16 protein-coding genes and 2 pseudogenes are annotated in these 16,193 nt (G+C 30.7%); 6 read left to right on the plus strand and 12 right to left on the minus strand.

Going from position 1 to position 16,193, the window contains the following annotated elements:
• Positions 1 to 9: 9 nt before the first annotated feature.
• Together TMEL_RS09020 and TMEL_RS09025 are read right to left on the minus strand one after the other, a co-directional pair.
• Complete coding sequence (locus TMEL_RS09020; protein ID WP_012057962.1) at positions 10 to 1,407, minus strand: Rne/Rng family ribonuclease; 1,398 nt, start codon at positions 1,405 to 1,407, stop codon at positions 10 to 12.
• Positions 1,408 to 1,411: 4 nt separating this feature from the next.
• Positions 1,412 to 2,611, minus strand: coding sequence for an adenosylhomocysteinase (locus TMEL_RS09025; protein WP_012057963.1), 1,200 nt, complete (start codon positions 2,609 to 2,611; stop codon positions 1,412 to 1,414).
• A 176-nt stretch (positions 2,612 to 2,787) separates the two neighbouring features.
• Here TMEL_RS09025 and TMEL_RS09030 point away from each other — a divergent pair, with 176 nt between their 5' ends.
• From TMEL_RS09030 to TMEL_RS09055, 6 genes are read left to right on the plus strand one after another with little or no spacing between them, the layout of a single operon-like run.
• Entirely contained in the window at positions 2,788 to 3,300 is a 513-nt protein-coding gene (locus TMEL_RS09030; protein WP_012057964.1) for a deoxycytidylate deaminase, read from the plus strand.
• Complete coding sequence (locus TMEL_RS09035) at positions 3,287 to 4,111, plus strand: 2-oxoacid:ferredoxin oxidoreductase subunit beta (RefSeq protein WP_012057965.1); 825 nt, start codon at positions 3,287 to 3,289, stop codon at positions 4,109 to 4,111. The genes TMEL_RS09030 and TMEL_RS09035 overlap by 14 nt, the downstream gene beginning before the upstream one ends.
• A 3-nt stretch (positions 4,112 to 4,114) precedes the next feature.
• A complete protein-coding gene (locus tag TMEL_RS09040; protein ID WP_012057966.1) occupies positions 4,115 to 4,717 on the plus strand; it encodes a 2-oxoacid:acceptor oxidoreductase family protein in 603 nt (200 codons plus the stop codon).
• Entirely contained in the window at positions 4,704 to 5,153 is a 450-nt protein-coding gene (locus TMEL_RS09045) for a diacylglycerol kinase family protein (RefSeq protein WP_012057967.1), read from the plus strand. Before TMEL_RS09040 ends, TMEL_RS09045 begins: the two co-directional genes overlap by 14 nt.
• Complete coding sequence (locus TMEL_RS09050) at positions 5,138 to 6,172, plus strand: protein-glutamate methylesterase/protein-glutamine glutaminase (RefSeq protein WP_012057968.1); 1,035 nt, start codon at positions 5,138 to 5,140, stop codon at positions 6,170 to 6,172. The genes TMEL_RS09045 and TMEL_RS09050 overlap by 16 nt, the downstream gene beginning before the upstream one ends.
• 14 nt (positions 6,173 to 6,186) lie before the next feature.
• The gene (locus tag TMEL_RS09055) at positions 6,187 to 7,272 is read left to right on the plus strand and encodes an S-layer homology domain-containing protein (protein WP_012057969.1); all 1,086 of its coding nucleotides are present in this window, start codon (positions 6,187 to 6,189) and stop codon (positions 7,270 to 7,272) included.
• Between the two features lie 548 nt (positions 7,273 to 7,820).
• Here TMEL_RS09055 and TMEL_RS10225 read toward each other — a convergent pair.
• The 10 genes and pseudogenes from TMEL_RS10225 to hutH form a co-directional block, all read right to left on the minus strand.
• Complete coding sequence (locus TMEL_RS10225; protein ID WP_075666877.1) at positions 7,821 to 8,078, minus strand: hypothetical protein; 258 nt, start codon at positions 8,076 to 8,078, stop codon at positions 7,821 to 7,823.
• A gap of 29 nt (positions 8,079 to 8,107) precedes the next feature.
• Positions 8,108 to 8,188 (minus strand): annotated as a pseudogene (locus TMEL_RS10230) (IS200/IS605 family transposase); the annotation flags it as partial.
• Between the two features lie 79 nt (positions 8,189 to 8,267).
• Positions 8,268 to 9,988, minus strand: a pseudogene (locus TMEL_RS09065) (ABC transporter ATP-binding protein).
• 53 nt (positions 9,989 to 10,041) lie between these two features.
• Positions 10,042 to 10,719, minus strand: a complete 678-nt coding sequence (locus TMEL_RS10595) for an SPASM domain-containing protein (RefSeq protein ID WP_049750445.1) — start codon at positions 10,717 to 10,719, stop codon at positions 10,042 to 10,044.
• A gap of 36 nt (positions 10,720 to 10,755) precedes the next feature.
• Positions 10,756 to 11,175: a radical SAM protein gene (locus TMEL_RS10600; protein ID WP_238375211.1), complete on the minus strand. Its 420-nt coding sequence runs from the start codon at positions 11,173 to 11,175 to the stop codon at positions 10,756 to 10,758.
• A 363-nt stretch (positions 11,176 to 11,538) separates the two neighbouring features.
• A complete protein-coding gene (locus TMEL_RS10605) occupies positions 11,539 to 12,015 on the minus strand; it encodes an IS110 family transposase (protein WP_231109787.1) in 477 nt (158 codons plus the stop codon).
• Positions 12,016 to 12,158: 143 nt separating this feature from the next.
• Complete coding sequence (locus TMEL_RS10610) at positions 12,159 to 12,356, minus strand: IS110 family transposase (RefSeq protein WP_231109740.1); 198 nt, start codon at positions 12,354 to 12,356, stop codon at positions 12,159 to 12,161.
• A 98-nt stretch (positions 12,357 to 12,454) separates the two neighbouring features.
• Positions 12,455 to 12,601, minus strand: a complete 147-nt coding sequence (locus TMEL_RS10615; protein ID WP_238375212.1) for a hypothetical protein — start codon at positions 12,599 to 12,601, stop codon at positions 12,455 to 12,457.
• 112 nt (positions 12,602 to 12,713) lie between these two features.
• Positions 12,714 to 14,708: a methyl-accepting chemotaxis protein gene (locus TMEL_RS09080; RefSeq protein WP_012057334.1), complete on the minus strand. Its 1,995-nt coding sequence runs from the start codon at positions 14,706 to 14,708 to the stop codon at positions 12,714 to 12,716.
• Positions 14,705 to 16,186, minus strand: a complete 1,482-nt coding sequence (gene hutH, locus TMEL_RS09085) for a histidine ammonia-lyase (RefSeq protein WP_041426121.1) — start codon at positions 16,184 to 16,186, stop codon at positions 14,705 to 14,707. The genes TMEL_RS09080 and hutH overlap by 4 nt, the downstream gene beginning before the upstream one ends.
• Between the last annotated feature and the right edge of the window lie 7 nt (positions 16,187 to 16,193).

Consider the following 16,193-nt stretch of genomic DNA (forward strand, 5'->3'; position numbering starts at 1 on the left):
ATACCCCCTTTATATTTTCCAAGTTATTTCAAAAGACTTCGGATCATGATAAGTAAAATGTATATGGTAAACTATATCTTTTCTCTTTTTTAGTTCAGACTTCTCTAATTTATCTTTAAAATATGGATGCAATTTAATAATTACTTCTTTAGCGTCCTCTGGTGCTTCTTCTATCTTTTGATATAACTTTTTTAAAGTCATTTTTGGTGAAACAATAAAGCCAGTACCATTACAAATAGGACAAATTGTAATATAGTTTTCAAAAAATGAACGTACAGTCCTTTTTCTAGACATTTCAAGTAAACCCAATCGTGTAAAACCAAAAATTTCTATCTTACTTTTATCTTTTTTTATTTCTTCATCAATCTGTTTAAGAATCAATTTCTTTTTCTCATCAGAATCCATATCAATAAAATCTATTAAAATAATCCCACCTATATTTCTTAATCTAAGTTGCCTAAAAATTTCAGAAACTGCCTCTTTATTTGTTTGAAATGCAGTTTCCTGTTGATTTTTTCCTTTTACAAAATGCTTAGAATTTACATCAATTACTGTCAACGCTTCAGCTTTATCAATAATAATTTCTCCGCCTGATGGCAAAAGAACTTTCCTTTTTAAAAGCTCTCTAAAATACTTATAAATATCCATATAGTCAAACGAATCACCATCAATAATTTCTATCTTAGGTCTTTTACTAAATATTTTCAAGTATTTTCTAATTAACTCAACATGTTTGAAATTATTAGTAATGATAAGTTTTACATCTTTTGTAAGTTTTTCTCTCAAAATATAATCTAACAAATTTTCTTCTTTATACAAAACCTGAGCTTTCCTCTTTCTTTTAAAAGATTCAATAATTTTATTTATCTTCTTTGACAGTATATCAATCTCACTCATTATATGCACTTCATCTAATCCTTCAGATGCTGTCCTCATTATAACACCTAAATTATATTTTTCTGAAAACCTTCCTGCCAAATCATATAATCTTTTTCTTTCATCTTCATCTTCTATTTTTTTTGAAACACCGACAACTTCTGAAAATGGAAATAAAACAACATACCTTCCCGCAACACTAATATTTGATGTTAATTGTGGTCCTTTATCACCTACTGGATCTTTTTTTACTTGAACTAAAATTTTACCACCATTTTCTAATTTTTTTAGAGAGAAAAATTCAAAATATTTTTCTGGCACATCTTTAAATCTCAAAAAGCCATTTTTTTTCGTTCCAATATTTACAAATAACGCATCTAGGGCATTGACAACCCTTTCTATCCTTCCCAAATAAATATTTCCCGTTAACTTTTCTTCCTCATCAGAAGCAAGTTCAACCAATCTATTATTTTCAATTATTGCATAATGTAAGCCATTATCAAGTGAATTTAATACCAAAATCTTTTCCATGTTTTCAAAATCCTTTCAAATACTCCTTTTGCTCTTCTGAAAGCTTATCTATATCTATTCCTAATGATTTTAATTTTAAACTTGCTACTTTGATATCAAGAGACTCTGGATAATCATAAACTTTATTCTCTAATTTTTCATAATTCTCCTTCAAATAAATTAACGATAATGTTTGCAATGCAAAAGAAATATCCATTATTTCAATAGGATGTCCATCAGCGGCTGCTAAATTTACCAGGCGACCTTCACCAATAACAAAAACCTTCTTTCCGTTAATTACATATCCTTTTACATTATTCCTTGCATCAAAAATCTTATCTGCATGCTTTTCAATTTCTTTAACAGGAATTTCAACATTAAAATGCCCAGCATTTGCTAATATAATCCCATCTTTCATAGCTAATATATCTTCAAATTTTACCACATCTTTCATTCCTGTAGAAGTAACAATTATATCCGCAATTTTAGCTGCTTCAGACATCTTCATAACTCTATATCCATCCATTAACGCTTCTAAAGCCTTAATTGGATCAACTTCGGTAATAATAACATTTGCACCTAATGCTTTTGCTCTTAATGCAATTCCCCTACCACACCATCCATAACCAGCAACAACAATGTTTTTGCCAGCAATTAGTATGTTTGTATTTCTCATTATTGAATCCCATGTTGACTGACCTGTCCCGTATCTATTATCAAATAAATGTTTCATTTTTGCATTGTTAACTGCAATAGCTGGAACTGACAATAATTTATTTTCTTCTAAATTCTTCAATCTTCTAACACCGGTTGTCGTCTCCTCGGAAATTCCCTTTAAATTTTTTAAAAGTTCTTTTCTTTTTGTATGTACAATTACACTCAAATCTGCTCCATCATCTAAGATTAAATCTGGCTCATAATCAAGTATTTTATTAAGGTTTTTAAAATATACTCCTTCATCATTTGTTCTTTTTGCATGAACAATAATTCCAAACTCTTCTAAAGCTTCTGCAACATCATCTTGTGTAGATAATGGGTTACATCCTGTTACAAAGACTTTCGCACCCAATTTTTTTAAGGTAATTGCAAGATAAGCTGTTTTGGCTTCCAAGTGTATCCCCATAGCAATTTTCACACCATCAAAAACTCCCTTATAAGTTTCTTGAATATAATTTAAAAGGGGCATATAATTAGAGACCCATTCTATTTTTTTTCTTCCTAACATAAAGCACCTCCGGATATGATATTTTAACATTTTATATTTTATCACATATACGCAAATATATAAAAACTTTTTACAGTTATATTGGAATAAAATTGCTTCTTTACATAATTTATGACTTGCTTTTATAAATAAATATATTAAAATCTTTATAGATAACAACCAAAGGAGTAAAAGAAATGGAACTAGAAAAATACCTTAACAAACTGGAATTTAAAAGCGAAAGTACACCACAAAAAAGTTGGGATGAGTATTTTCTGAGGATTTCACTGATTATCGCTTCACGTTCCACATGTATTCATAGAAAAGTTGGAGCATTAATTGTAAAGGATAAAAGAATCCTCTCAACTGGCTACAACCAACCTCCATCTGGCTTTCCTCATTGTAACAACATTCCTTGTATAAGGGATGATTTAAGAATACCCTCCGGTAAAAATCAAGAAATTTGTTATGCATTACACGCTGAACAAAATGCTTTAATGCAAGCAGCAAAATTTGGGATATCAACAAATAACTCAACAATGTATATAACCCATAAACCTTGTTCTGTATGCGCAAGGTTAATAATTAATGCAGGCATTAAGAGAGTAGTTTTTATAAATGATTATCCTGATCCCTTAACAGATTTTTTATTCAAAGTTTCAAAAATAAAAATTGAAAAATTTGGAGGTGTAATAGATGAACAGGGATAACCTAACAAACTATTTGCGAATTGACCGCTGGCCCACAGTATGGTGTCCAGGTTGTGGTAATGGAATAATAATGAAATCTTTCATACAAGCTGTCCACGAGCTAAATCTTGAAAAAGATAGGGTAGCGGTTGTATCGGGAATAGGTTGTTCATCAAGAGTAACTGGATATTTAGATTTTAACACCCTTCACACTTTACATGGTAGAGCTATTGCCTTTGCAACTGGCGTAAAACTTGCAAAACCGGATTTCAAAGTAATAGTTATGGGCGGGGATGGAGATATTACTGCAATTGGTGGTAATCACTTTATACATGCATGTAGAAGAAATATTGACTTAACTGTCATAATATTCAATAACATGATATATGGAATGACAGGGGGGCAGCATTCTCCAACAACACCCCAGAAAAAAATTGCAAGTACCATGCCATATGGTAATATTGAAAATTCCTTTGATATAGTAAATTTAGCCCTCTCAACTGGTGCAACTTACGTTGCAAGAAGTACCGTATATCATTACCCCATGACCGTAAAATTTATTAAAGAAGCTATCAATCATAAAGGAATGAGTGTTGTAGAAGTTTTGACAAATTGTCACACATACTACGGTAGATATAATGGCATGAAAAATGCATGGGATATCCACAACTTTATGAAAGAAAATGCAATCCTAAAATCAAAAGCGGATAACATGGATGAAAAAGATTTAAAAGATAAAATCATAATTGGAGTATTTAAAAAAGAAGAAAAACCTGATTTTTATTCAAAATACAAAAAAGTCGTTGCAATTTCAAAAAATTCGGAGGTGTAATAAATGGAAATTCAAAGACCTTTTTCAATTAGAATTGCTGGAATTGGCGGTCAGGGCAATTTAATTGCCGGTTTAACACTTGCAAAAGCTTTGGTAAAAGCAGGCAAATATGTTGTTCAAACCCAAAACTATACAGCACAAGTTCGAGGAGGCCCCAGTTATTGTGATCTGTTAATATCCAGCAAACCAATTGATTTTCCAAAAGCAACAATTTTTGATCTGTTGATAATATTACACCCTTCAATGATTGGTCAGTGTAAATATGTAAGAAATAATGGTATAATTATTATTGACGATACATATATAAAAGAATTGCCACTAGATTCATTTAGGATGACGAAGAGAAAAATAAATATTCAAGCTTCAAAACTCGCTTTAGAAAAGTTAGGAAATGAAATGTTTGCAAATATGATAATGCTTGGTGTCGTAGTAAAAGCAACTTCTATTGTAAAACTAGAACACCTAATTGACTCAATTAAAGAAAACTTAAATCCAAAATATGTAGACAAAAATATCGAGGCGGTGAAGTATGGTACCACACTCACAGAAAAGTTCTACAAGCCACGAATTGAAAGAAAAGCCAAGCGAACAATTGGGTTCGAGTAATTTAAAAGAATCTTTTTCCCATGCAATAGAGGGTATTGTAATTGCTATATCCCAAGAAAAAAATTTAAGAATTCATTTTTTTGTAGGATTTATAGTACTATTTATTTCTTTGTTTTTACCAATAGATAAGAATAACTATATTTGGATCTTTTTTGCGGTATTTTTTGTTATTATTTCTGAACTAATAAATACATTAATTGAAAATTTGTTGGACTTATTCATTCCAGAATATCATCCTATAGTAAAAATTATAAAAGATATAAGTTCCGGTATAGTTCTTTGGGCTGCGATGTTTTCTGTGGTTGTAGGTATTGCAATAATAGGTAATTTATTATTTAGTTGGAATATAATAATTGCTAAAGTTGTAGGTTTTCTATTTGTGACACTATTTCCATTTATTTATATGCTGGGAGTGATAAAATGGAAGAAAAAATAAAGGTATTAATCGTTGACGATTCTGCTTTTATGAGAATGATTTTAAAAGATGTCATAGAAAAAGAAAATGACATGAAAGTTGTTGGTATTGCTAAAGATGGCCTTGAAGCTGTTGAGCTTGCAATAAAAACTAAACCTGACGTTATTACGCTAGATGTTGAAATGCCAAAATTAAATGGAATTGAAGCATTAAAGGAAATTATGAAACGTGCACCTGCAAGAGTAATAATGGTAAGTAGCCTTACTGAAGAAGGCGCAGATATTACAATTACTGCACTTGAGCTTGGTGCTGTTGATTTTATTACCAAACCAGCCGGCAGTATCTCTATGAATTTTAGAAAAGTTGCTGGAGATTTGATTAAAAAAATAAGAAATTCTATGCAAATTGATATTAATGCTCTAGTAAGAAAAGCTCTATATAAGCCAAAAACACTGAACGTCAAATCACTTGTTTCTGGAAAGGTTGTTGTAATTGGCTCATCGACTGGTGGACCGAAATCTCTTGATCAAGTTATTCCTCCACTTCCTGCTAACTTTCCAGCTCCAATTATATTAGTTCAACATATGCCAGCGGGTTTTACAAAATCATTGGCAAATAGACTAAATAAAATATCAAACTTAAATGTTAAAGAAGCAGAAGAGGGAGATATTTTAAAACCAGGATGGGTATATATAGCTCCTGGGGACTATCATCTTGGAATTAAATTGCACGATAAAAAAAGTATTGTTTACCTAGAAAAAAGCGAAAAGATAAATAATGTTAGACCAGCAGTTGATTTTACTTTGGATAAAGTTGCTGAAATTTACAAGGATAAAACCGTTTCAGTTATCTTAACCGGTATGGGGAAAGATGGAACCAAAGGAGCATTCAAAGTAAAATATTATAAAGGTATTGTAATTGCCGAATCAAAAGAAACTTGTGTAGTTTACGGTATGCCTAAATCTGTTATTGAAGAAGGTTATGCCGATTTTGTGTTACCTGCATACAAAATACCTGAAAAACTTGTTGAAATAATCTAGGGAGGTGTAAATGTATGAAAAAACTTTTTATTACATTTCTTTTGATGTTTACTGTCGTATTTTTTGGCGCTTTTAGAGATGTACCTGTAAATCATTGGGCATATGATGCAGTTAACGAATTAAGTAAACTCGGAATTGTTAGTGGTATGCCTGATGGAACTTTCCAAGGAAACCAAGCAATGACTAGATATCAAGTAGCAGTAGCACTTTATAGGATAATGAACTACCTTCAACAGCAAATTGATAAAGCTGTCTCAAACACAACTGATGTTAGTAAACTCCGTGAACAAATCTTAACACTTTCTGATATTGTTAGTACAGCAATGAATAAAGTTGAAGATTTGGCTAACTTAAAAAATGACTTACAAGTTATGTCATCTGAACTAAGTGAATTAAAAACTTCACTAGTGAACACAAAAAATGATGTTAAAAGTCTGTCAATTGATATCTCTTCGTTGAAAAATGAACTTGAAACCTTAAAAAGCAAGATTGAAGTACTTGAAAATAAATCCAGCAATGAAAATATAGCCAATTTAATTTCACAAAAAGCAGATAAAAGTGATCTTGATAAACTTGTTTCTAAATATACCAACTTTGAAAAACAATTAAACAAAAGAATAGATACAATGAACACTGAAATCGAAAATGTAAAGTTAAATATTAATGACACAAAAGATTCTATTGATTCATTAAACAACAAATATGCAAGTCTTGAAGAATATCTTACAGCTAAAACCAAGGCATTAGATACTAGGCTTTCAACATTTTCTGGCGATATTACACAATTAAAAGTTGATTTTCAAACATTTAAATCTGATTATGATGTAACAATTAAATCTATAACAACAAAGCTTGAAGAACTTAATAAAGTAATTGGAAATTATGAAAGTATCACAAAAAACATTGATAATTTAAAAAATGATTATTCTACAATAAAATCTGAAACTGAAAATAAAATAAACGAAATAAATCATGAACTTGAAACATTAAAGTCTGAAAATAAAACCACTTCAAATACTTCTACGTTTGCGTTAATATTTTCAATTATTTCCTCTGCAATTGCAGGAGTTGCAATTTATTTAGTAATGACCAAACAATAAAAGTTACCTGCAATTTTTTACCCCCATTCATAAATTAATGAATGGGGGTTTTTTATGTTTAATACCTCTAATATTATTCAAATAATTTATTAAATATAACCTTCTAAACACCAATTACAAACCTTAATGGAAACTACCACATCTTACGATCTGCCATGAAGATGTTTTTTTACTTCAACCTGTTAATGGGGCGTAAAACTCTTTTCGGATTTCCACCGTAAGAGCACAGTCAACTGGCATAATTTCACACGGTCCTCGCCCTACTCAGTAGCTATCTCTATGCATAACTTATTAGATTTATAGTAGCATTGATATCTCTATCATGGCCTGTTCCACATTGCAGACATGTTCATTTTCTCATGCCTAGCTTTTTTACTTTTTTTATTTATATACCCACAGATCGAACACGTTTGGCTTGATGCAAATTTATTAGCTCTATAAAAGCGTTTTTTACAACGTTTTTTTAAGCATACCTTATATGTTCAAATTTTCTACCGCAATATTACTAACTTAGTTTTCGTTGACTAGTTTGCTGTTTATTTTATGTATCAATCGTTTTTTATATTATTGATTTTCTCTATATATTTTGCTAACCTTAGTCTTTCTTTTTCTCTGTTTTTAGAACCTTTTTGTTTTTTTGAAAATTTTCTATACAACCTTTTAAATCGCATTTCGTATTTCGTCAAATCGGCAATTGAATATTTCTCACCTGTGCTTAATATACTGTATGTCTTATCTCCTTGACAATGCTGCTTTTTAAGTCTAATGAATTTGCTGAGTTTTGATTTTGACTGTACTAAAAACATTACATATGTATGGTATTTTTCACCAAAATTACTTTTCTACGATATTTTGTAACTAACACCAAATGGTAATTTAATTTAAATTCTGAATGATTATTTGATTCTAAAATCATGGAATTAACTTCGTTAGCTAATTAACGCTTATCTCATATCACTTTATCCATGTTCAAATCATCTAATATAACTTTTTTATTACATTTCAACAATTTGTTTATTAAGAAGTTTCCTATATTTTTCACATCTTTTAATAAGTTCATCATGTGAACCCGAATCTAAAATACAACCATTCTCTATAAAATACACTTTCTCTGCCTTTTTTATTGTTGATAACCTGTGAGAAATAATAACTACTGTGTTAATTTCATTTATTATTCTTTCAAGTACTTTCTCTTCTGTTTCACTATCTATTCCCGACGTCGCTTCATCTAAAATTAATACTTGGGTTTCCTTATTAATGCCATTGCAAGAATAATTCTTTGTCTCTGACCATCCGAAAGTTTTGCTCCTCTTTCTCCTACTACACTATCTATTCCTCCTTCCATTTTTTCAACAAAATCACATTCACACATTTTAAGAATTCTTTTTACTTCCTCCTCGGGAAAATCTTCAAAAAGTGTAACATTATTTTTAATAGAAGTATCAAACAAAATATCATTAGATTTAACAAGAATAATATTTTTTCTTAGCGAGGGAAGTAAAAATTGCTCAATGGGAATATCGTTAATAAGAATTTTACCACTTGTTGGGCTAAGAAAGTTATTAAAAAGATAAACCAAAGTACTTTTTCTTACACCTAATCCACCTACTATCGCTACTTTTTCACCTGAATTTATTTCAATATTCACATTAGTAAGTACCACTGTTTTATCATACTCAAATCCCACATGTCTGGCTTCCAATTTTTTAAAATTTTTCAGTTTTATTCCACTTGATTGTTCAAAGGGATACGAAAAAACTTTGGTAAAATTTTCCCAATTTGGTATGGATGAAAAAAACATGTTTAAACCTGTAAGTCCCATTCTAACTATATCGTATATCCAGTTCATGTATGCTTCGAAAGCAACAAGCGTTCCAACACTAATTTTACCTTTCCAGAGAAGATAGACACCAAACCCAAGAACAAAAGTGCTTCCAAACCATTTATTTATTTCAATATTCTGATTTGATAATTCAGTCACAGTTCTAAATTTAATATTATCTTTACTCCATTTTTTTGCACTTGTATCAAGATAATTTTCAATAAGTTTTGAATTAGGATACTGCTTCAATATAGATATTCCTTCAACAATTTCTTTGTATCTTTTCAAAAACACATTGTAACTTTCTCTATCATTTTTAGAAGTTTTAATAACAAATTTTTTTAGGGTAGAAGTTGATAGGTAGAATAACAAAACACTTATAAAAACGATAATTGTCAACTTTACATTCAAAATTAAAAGTAATAAAAGTACAACAAAGAAAAAAACAATATTAAAATAAAATTGTAACCTTCCGGCATAAATTTCTGAAGTTGCTTTGGGAATATCTCTCACAAAAATCGAAAAGTATTCACCTGTATTTTGAGGATTTAACATACTTAGAGGAAGGGAAATTATTTTTGCATAAACACTTTTTGATTCCTTAACACGAGAATTATTCAACAAGTTTTTTGAAGCTAAATAGTTAAGTTTATACATAATAAAAGTTTGAAATAACAAAGTGATAAGATAAAGACTTGAAAAAATCGCAATTTCTCTCATGCTACTTTTGTAAAAAGCACTATCTATAGTTTTTTTAATAAATATTGGTGTAAGAATATTTGTGGTTAAAAATAAACTTTCTAGAAAAAAGAAATATGAATAGTGCTTTCTGTATTTTCTTTCAAACTTCTTGATAACATATCCCAAATGATCGTTTAATGAAAATAACTTCATATTTTTTACCCACAAAAGAATTATTTCATATTTAACTTTTAAAGTATCAATGTTCAAGGATCAAATTCTAAAATTTTTTCCAATATTTTCTTTTCAATATGACACTCTTTAAACATATCATTTTGGTAATTATTTTTAAAAATGCATTTATTACAGAAAAACAAGAAATAGCATTCCTTACAATTATTGTATTTAGCTTTTGTAAATGTCTTCAAAGTTTTATTTCTCCAAATTTTTATATTTCTTAATATATTTTCTTCATTATCTTTAACAACATTTGATATTTTATATTCTGATTTTTCTAAAACTAGTTGGCATGGATAAATATTACCAAAAATATCGACAATAAATGAATTTGAACCAGCTGAACAAAATGTACTAACAATTATCTTTCTCAAAGAATCTGCAGGATTAAGATAACTTATAAGTAATTTATGAAGCAAAACATCATGAAAGTTATCTAAAGTTTCTTTACTGCTTTTTTCCAATAAAAAAATTATTAATTTATAGTACTCTTGCACTATTGAAGCATCATATTTTAGCTCTTGCACTAAAGAACCATTCCAATCATAAACCGGTGAAATAATCACATCTGTAGTATTAAATTCATAATAGAAATATTCGTATAGTTTCAAAAGATCATAACCAAGTTTTTTATGTAACTTTGTGTATGTTACTTCAAATGAAATAGGAAGACCTATCTTTTTTAGTAAATTAATGTTATTTTTCACATGTTCAAAACTCTTTAATTTGCTATCAATGCTAGGTCACGTATAGTCATGTATTTCTTTAAACCCATCAACATTAACAACTATATCAATTATCAACTTATCAACATATGCTTTGCAAATTTCAATAAAATGATTGAGTTTTTTTCTGGAACAAACAAGCTTGTAGCTATAGTTATCCGTTGTTTTTTTATTGAATTTTAATGCTAAAATTCTAAATATTTCATCAATTATATCTACATTTAAAAGGGGGGCTCCTCCAAATATATGTATGTTGTGAATTTTATATTTTGAAAGAAAAAAGTTAAGAGCTTGTCTTAATACCTTTTTGTTCATAAGCCCAGGAGTACCATACGTACCACTATTTGCATAACAATATTTACATCTTAATTTACAAACTTGAGATACATTTAACGCCAATCTCAAAATTTCATTATCTTTTACCAAGCTCCTCTTCAAAGAAATATTTTTAATTAGCCTCCTGAAATTTGCTTTTTCTTAATTTTTTGAAAATATTACTCTTCTCCTTTTATCTTTAAAAAGAGTTAATTAGTTACTTTCTTTTTTCATCTGTTTTTTCACCTATCTTTAGTTAACCTTTATATTAAATCCCATACCTCTTATTCATTATTTGAATTTCTTATTCATTATTTGAATTTCCTTTTATTATCTACCATTTTCTTCTCAAACTAACCCTCTTATGTCCATCAGGATCGTTTACCGTCCTAACATTCCTTCGTCCTATTTGAGGTATGGTGAGTTTGCTTGTTCTCGTATCCTGGATTTTCTCCTAATGGAGGAAAACTGCATTCTCACCTATACTTATACTTTTTCTGGTTCATACTTTATCTTACTTTTTGCTAGTTTAAATACTATCCTTATCATTTTCAACCTTATTGCTATTAACGCTTGTACTGCTTTTAATGGATTCTTCTCTCTTTTCCTCGGTTTTTCATATTTTTCTCTCATTTCACGATTATGTTTTAATGTTGCTTGTGCCATCAGATATATTATTTTTCTGAGCAATGGTCTTCCTCTTTTTGTTATTCGTGTTTTACCCTTATGTTCCCCTGAGCTTACTTCATACAGATTTAATCCAGCTAATTTTCTTATTTCTTTCCAGCTTTTAAATCTGTTTATATCTCCTATCTCTCCTAATATTATTGCTGTCATTATTGGTCCAATCCCAGGTACGCTCTTTATATATTCCCCTTCTTCCGTTTCTTCCACCAATTCCTCCATTTCTTTTTCTAACTCTTCTATTTGACTTGTTAAAAACTCTATTTCTTCTAATAACATTCTCAATTTGATTTTTGCACTTTTTTGACCTTCTCTTACTCCTATTGATTTTTTCGCTGATTCATATATCTTCTGTGCCCTACTTTTCCTATCTCTATGTAGATTCTTTCAAAATTCTTTCTATTTCTTCTATCTCAACTCTATTATTTCTTTTGAAATGGGTGGGTTTTTAATAACTTTATTGACCCTTCTGAGAATATGTTTTTGTATATCTTTTTATACTCTGGAAAGTATTCATCCATTACTGACATCCCCATATATTTCGCATTTTTTCTTTTATTCACTAACTGTTCTCTTGTTGTGGTTATTACTCTCAACTCTCCATATATGTCTTCTGGCAAATATATGTCAAAATATCTTCCATCCCTTATTAATCTAGCTATTACGCCTGCATCCTTACTTCCACTATTTATTTTTTCTTCCAGATTTTTTACCCAATCTATGGCATTATTAAATGCTTAATCAAATCAACTTCACGAAAGTCCATCATTCTGATACAATAAGTTCTTTTTGCTACATCAATACCTACAGTCAAGGTATCTTGAGTAATTCTTGAAACTTTTTTGTTAATGGAATTCAGTTTCATATACGTCGTATCTTACATATTTCATATGCCTTTGGATCGCTATATGGTTTGCTTTTAATTAAAAAATAAAAAAACCTCTTCTTGGGATTTTCCAAGAAGAGGGGGAATTTTTTTACAATTTAAACTTAGCCAAATATTCGTTCAATGAAGAGACAGCATCATTTAAGTCATCCGAATATGTTTTTACCTCTGCAGCCTGTTTTGCTTGTTTTTCCACTTGTCCTGCCATTTGTTTTACTTCTTCTTCTACTTCCATCAATGTCTTTGTTACCCTATCTATCGCTGCGCTTACCTCTTCTGATGCTCCACTCTGTTCTTCCGATGTCGCTGCTAAGTCATTTGTCATTCCGTATATATCTTCTATCCTTTCTAGTAACTCTCTTATTGCTTCACTTACTTTCTCTGATGACCCTACGGATTCTTCTATCTTTTCTCCCACTTCTTCTGTGTATTTTGCTACGTTTACCGCTTGATTCTTTATCGCATTTAATACTTCTGCTATCTTTTGTGTCTGGCTCTTACTTTCTTCTGCTAATTTCCTTATCTCATCTGCTACTACCGCAAATCCCCTTCCTGCTTCTCCGGCCCTTGCCGCTTCTATCGCTGCATTTAGTGCTAGTAAGTTTGTTTGTTCCGCTATACTTGATATCGTTTCTACTATTTCTTCTATCTTTGTCGATGATTCTTCCATCTCCCTTACTGATTTTTCCGTCTCTTTCATCTTTTCGTCTACTTCCATTATTACTCCCTTCAACTCTTTTACCCTTCCCGTTGAATCTGTCGCTTTTTCTCTCATCTCTTCCGCTTTCCTTGCTAGGTTTTCTGAGTAATTTGCTATGTTTTGCGCCCCTGATGCTATCTCTTCCATTCCACTGTTTGCTTCTTCTGTGGCTGATACTACTTCTTGTATCTCATATGTCGCTTTGTTTACCGTTTCTTCTGCGTCTTTCGCCGCTTTTTCCGCTTCTTCCACCATGTCATCTAATAACTGTGAAACGGAGTATACTTGTGAGTTTAGTTTCATTACTTCTCCTACTGTTTGTTTGAAGTTATCTACCAATATCTTAAACGCATTTGTTAGTTGGCTTATCTCATCTTTGCCTTCTTTTTCTTCTATCTCTACTGTTAGGTCTTTTTCCGCTACTCTCTTGGCTATTTCACTTATCTCTATTATTGGTCTACTTATTGATTTTGATACAAAGTATGCTATTATTCCCGCTACTATTGCTACTATTACCCCCGTTAATATCCCTAAGTTTACTATCTTTTTCGCCTCTTTTATCACTTCATCATAATTTATTGTTGCCATTACTTTTAATGGTAAGTCGTCTATTTTTACAAAACTTGCAAATTTTTTCATTCCATTGTATTTGAATATTACCGTCCCTTTGTCTTTTGATAGCGCAGAGTTTAATGTTTCAAGTTCTTTTTCTTTTGCTACGTCTAATTTGTTTACCTTTGTTTTATCTGGATGGGCTATCACTATGGTATCATATAGTATGCTTATTATCCCATTCTCTCCTATCTTTGCATTCTCTACCGAATCTTGTAATACTGCTTGTGGATATAACCCAATAAGTACTGCTGTTACATTCTCACTGAAATCCTTTACCGGCACTACTACCGCTATTGTGCTTGTACCTTCATAGATATATGGTATGTATATGTCATATTCTTTTTCTTTATCGAATATTTGATGAACCAATACGTCAAGTTTGTCTGGAAATTCAATACTTAATTCACCGGTTTCATCAAATATTTGACCATTTTCTAAAACAAGATAAGTCCAAAGAAAGCCATCCTTTTTCAAAGCATTACGAGCATTACGAATACCCCAAGCAAGTTGTTTTTTTCCAAGTTCACTAGTTGCATTCATAAGGTATGGAGCAAGAGAACCCCCCGTTGCATATTTGTAAATGGACTCAATAATATTGCTAAGAATAGCTTGTATGTCTTTTGATATGGAAGTAAGAACAAGTTCGTTAATAGTGCTTGCCATTTGTGAAAAATGACCAAATGAAAGATACAATGAAACAGATATACTCGCAACCGTTGCTATTACCGCTACTATTACAAGAATTAATATCAATTTTATCTGTAACTTCATCTCTCCACCTCCAAGATAATTTTTTCTTTAACATTATTAAAATCATCTCCAAAGTATCTATCTCCATTCATTTGGATCTCTATCTTCTCAAAAAATTTTTCAACTTTTTCCGATGACTTTAGAGGTCTTCTTAATTCCAATGCAACTTTAACCAACATTGCCTCTATTGATATTAAATTAATAAGGTTTGAATAGATTTTTTTTAATTTTCTTGCAGCTGTTGCACCCATACTTACATGATCCTCCTGATATGCTGATGTTGGAATAGTATCAGAAGTTGCAGGATGAGATAAAACCTTATTTTCATTACAAATTGCTGCCGCTGTATATTGCCAAATCATGTATCCAGAATTCAATCCTTCTTTACCAGTTGCAAGAAACGGTGCAAGACCTCTATTAACCATAGGATTTACCAATCTATCAATTCGTCTTTCAATCATATTTCCCATATCTGTCAAGGCAATTGAAAGATAATCACAAACAAGAGCAACAGGTTCACCATGAAAATTTCCGCCACTTATTACTTCTCCATCAAAGATTAAAGGATTATCTGTTGCAGCATTTATTTCATTTTCAACTACGCTTTTTGCAAATTCAAGGATATCATATACTGCACCATAAACTTGTGGAATTGTTCTAAGGGTGTATGCATCCTGTACATTTCCACAATCAATATGAGACTCTCTTAATTCACTATTTGATAAATAATCTCTCAACAACTTTGCAATGTAAATTTGTCCTTTGTGATTTCTTGCTAATTGTATTCTTTCATCATAAGCTTTTGGAGTTCCAAGCAACACATCAACAGCTCCAGCTGCCACTAAAGTTGCAACTTCAATTAATTTGAACATATCTCTTACTAACAGTGACAAAATCGATGTCATAAATTGTGTTCCATTTAGTAAACTCAATCCTTCTTTTTCTCTTAATACCAAAGGTTTAATACCTTTTGAATCTAAAAACTGCTTAGTTTTAATCTTTTTATTTCCAGACATTATATAACCTTCACCAATTAATGCCATAGCAATATGTGAAAGTGGTGCCAAATCCCCGCTTGCACCAACACTACCCATTTCTGGCACAAATGGTACAACATCTTTATTCAAAAATTCAATTAATTTTTCAATAACCAACGGTCTAACACCTGAAAAACCCTTTGCTAAAGAATTAGCCCTCAAAAGCATCATAGCCCTTATAACATCAGGTTCTAGTGACTTACCAATTCCTGCTGCATGAGATAATACTATGTTCCTCTGAAGAGCAGCTAACTCTTCTTTTGAAATTCTTACATTTACCAACGCACCAAATCCAGTATTTACACCATAAACTGGTTTTTCATCTTTTAAAATTTTTTCAATGTTTTCTCTTGATTTTTCAATCCTTAATTTTGCTTCTGGATCAAGAGTTACATCTTCTTTATTTCTTGCAACATTATGAACATCATCGATTGTTAAAGTGTTTCCATCTATCTTTACCAAAACTACT

This window comes from Thermosipho melanesiensis BI429, assembly GCF_000016905.1.
Lineage (GTDB): Bacteria > Thermotogota > Thermotogae > Thermotogales > Fervidobacteriaceae > Thermosipho > Thermosipho melanesiensis.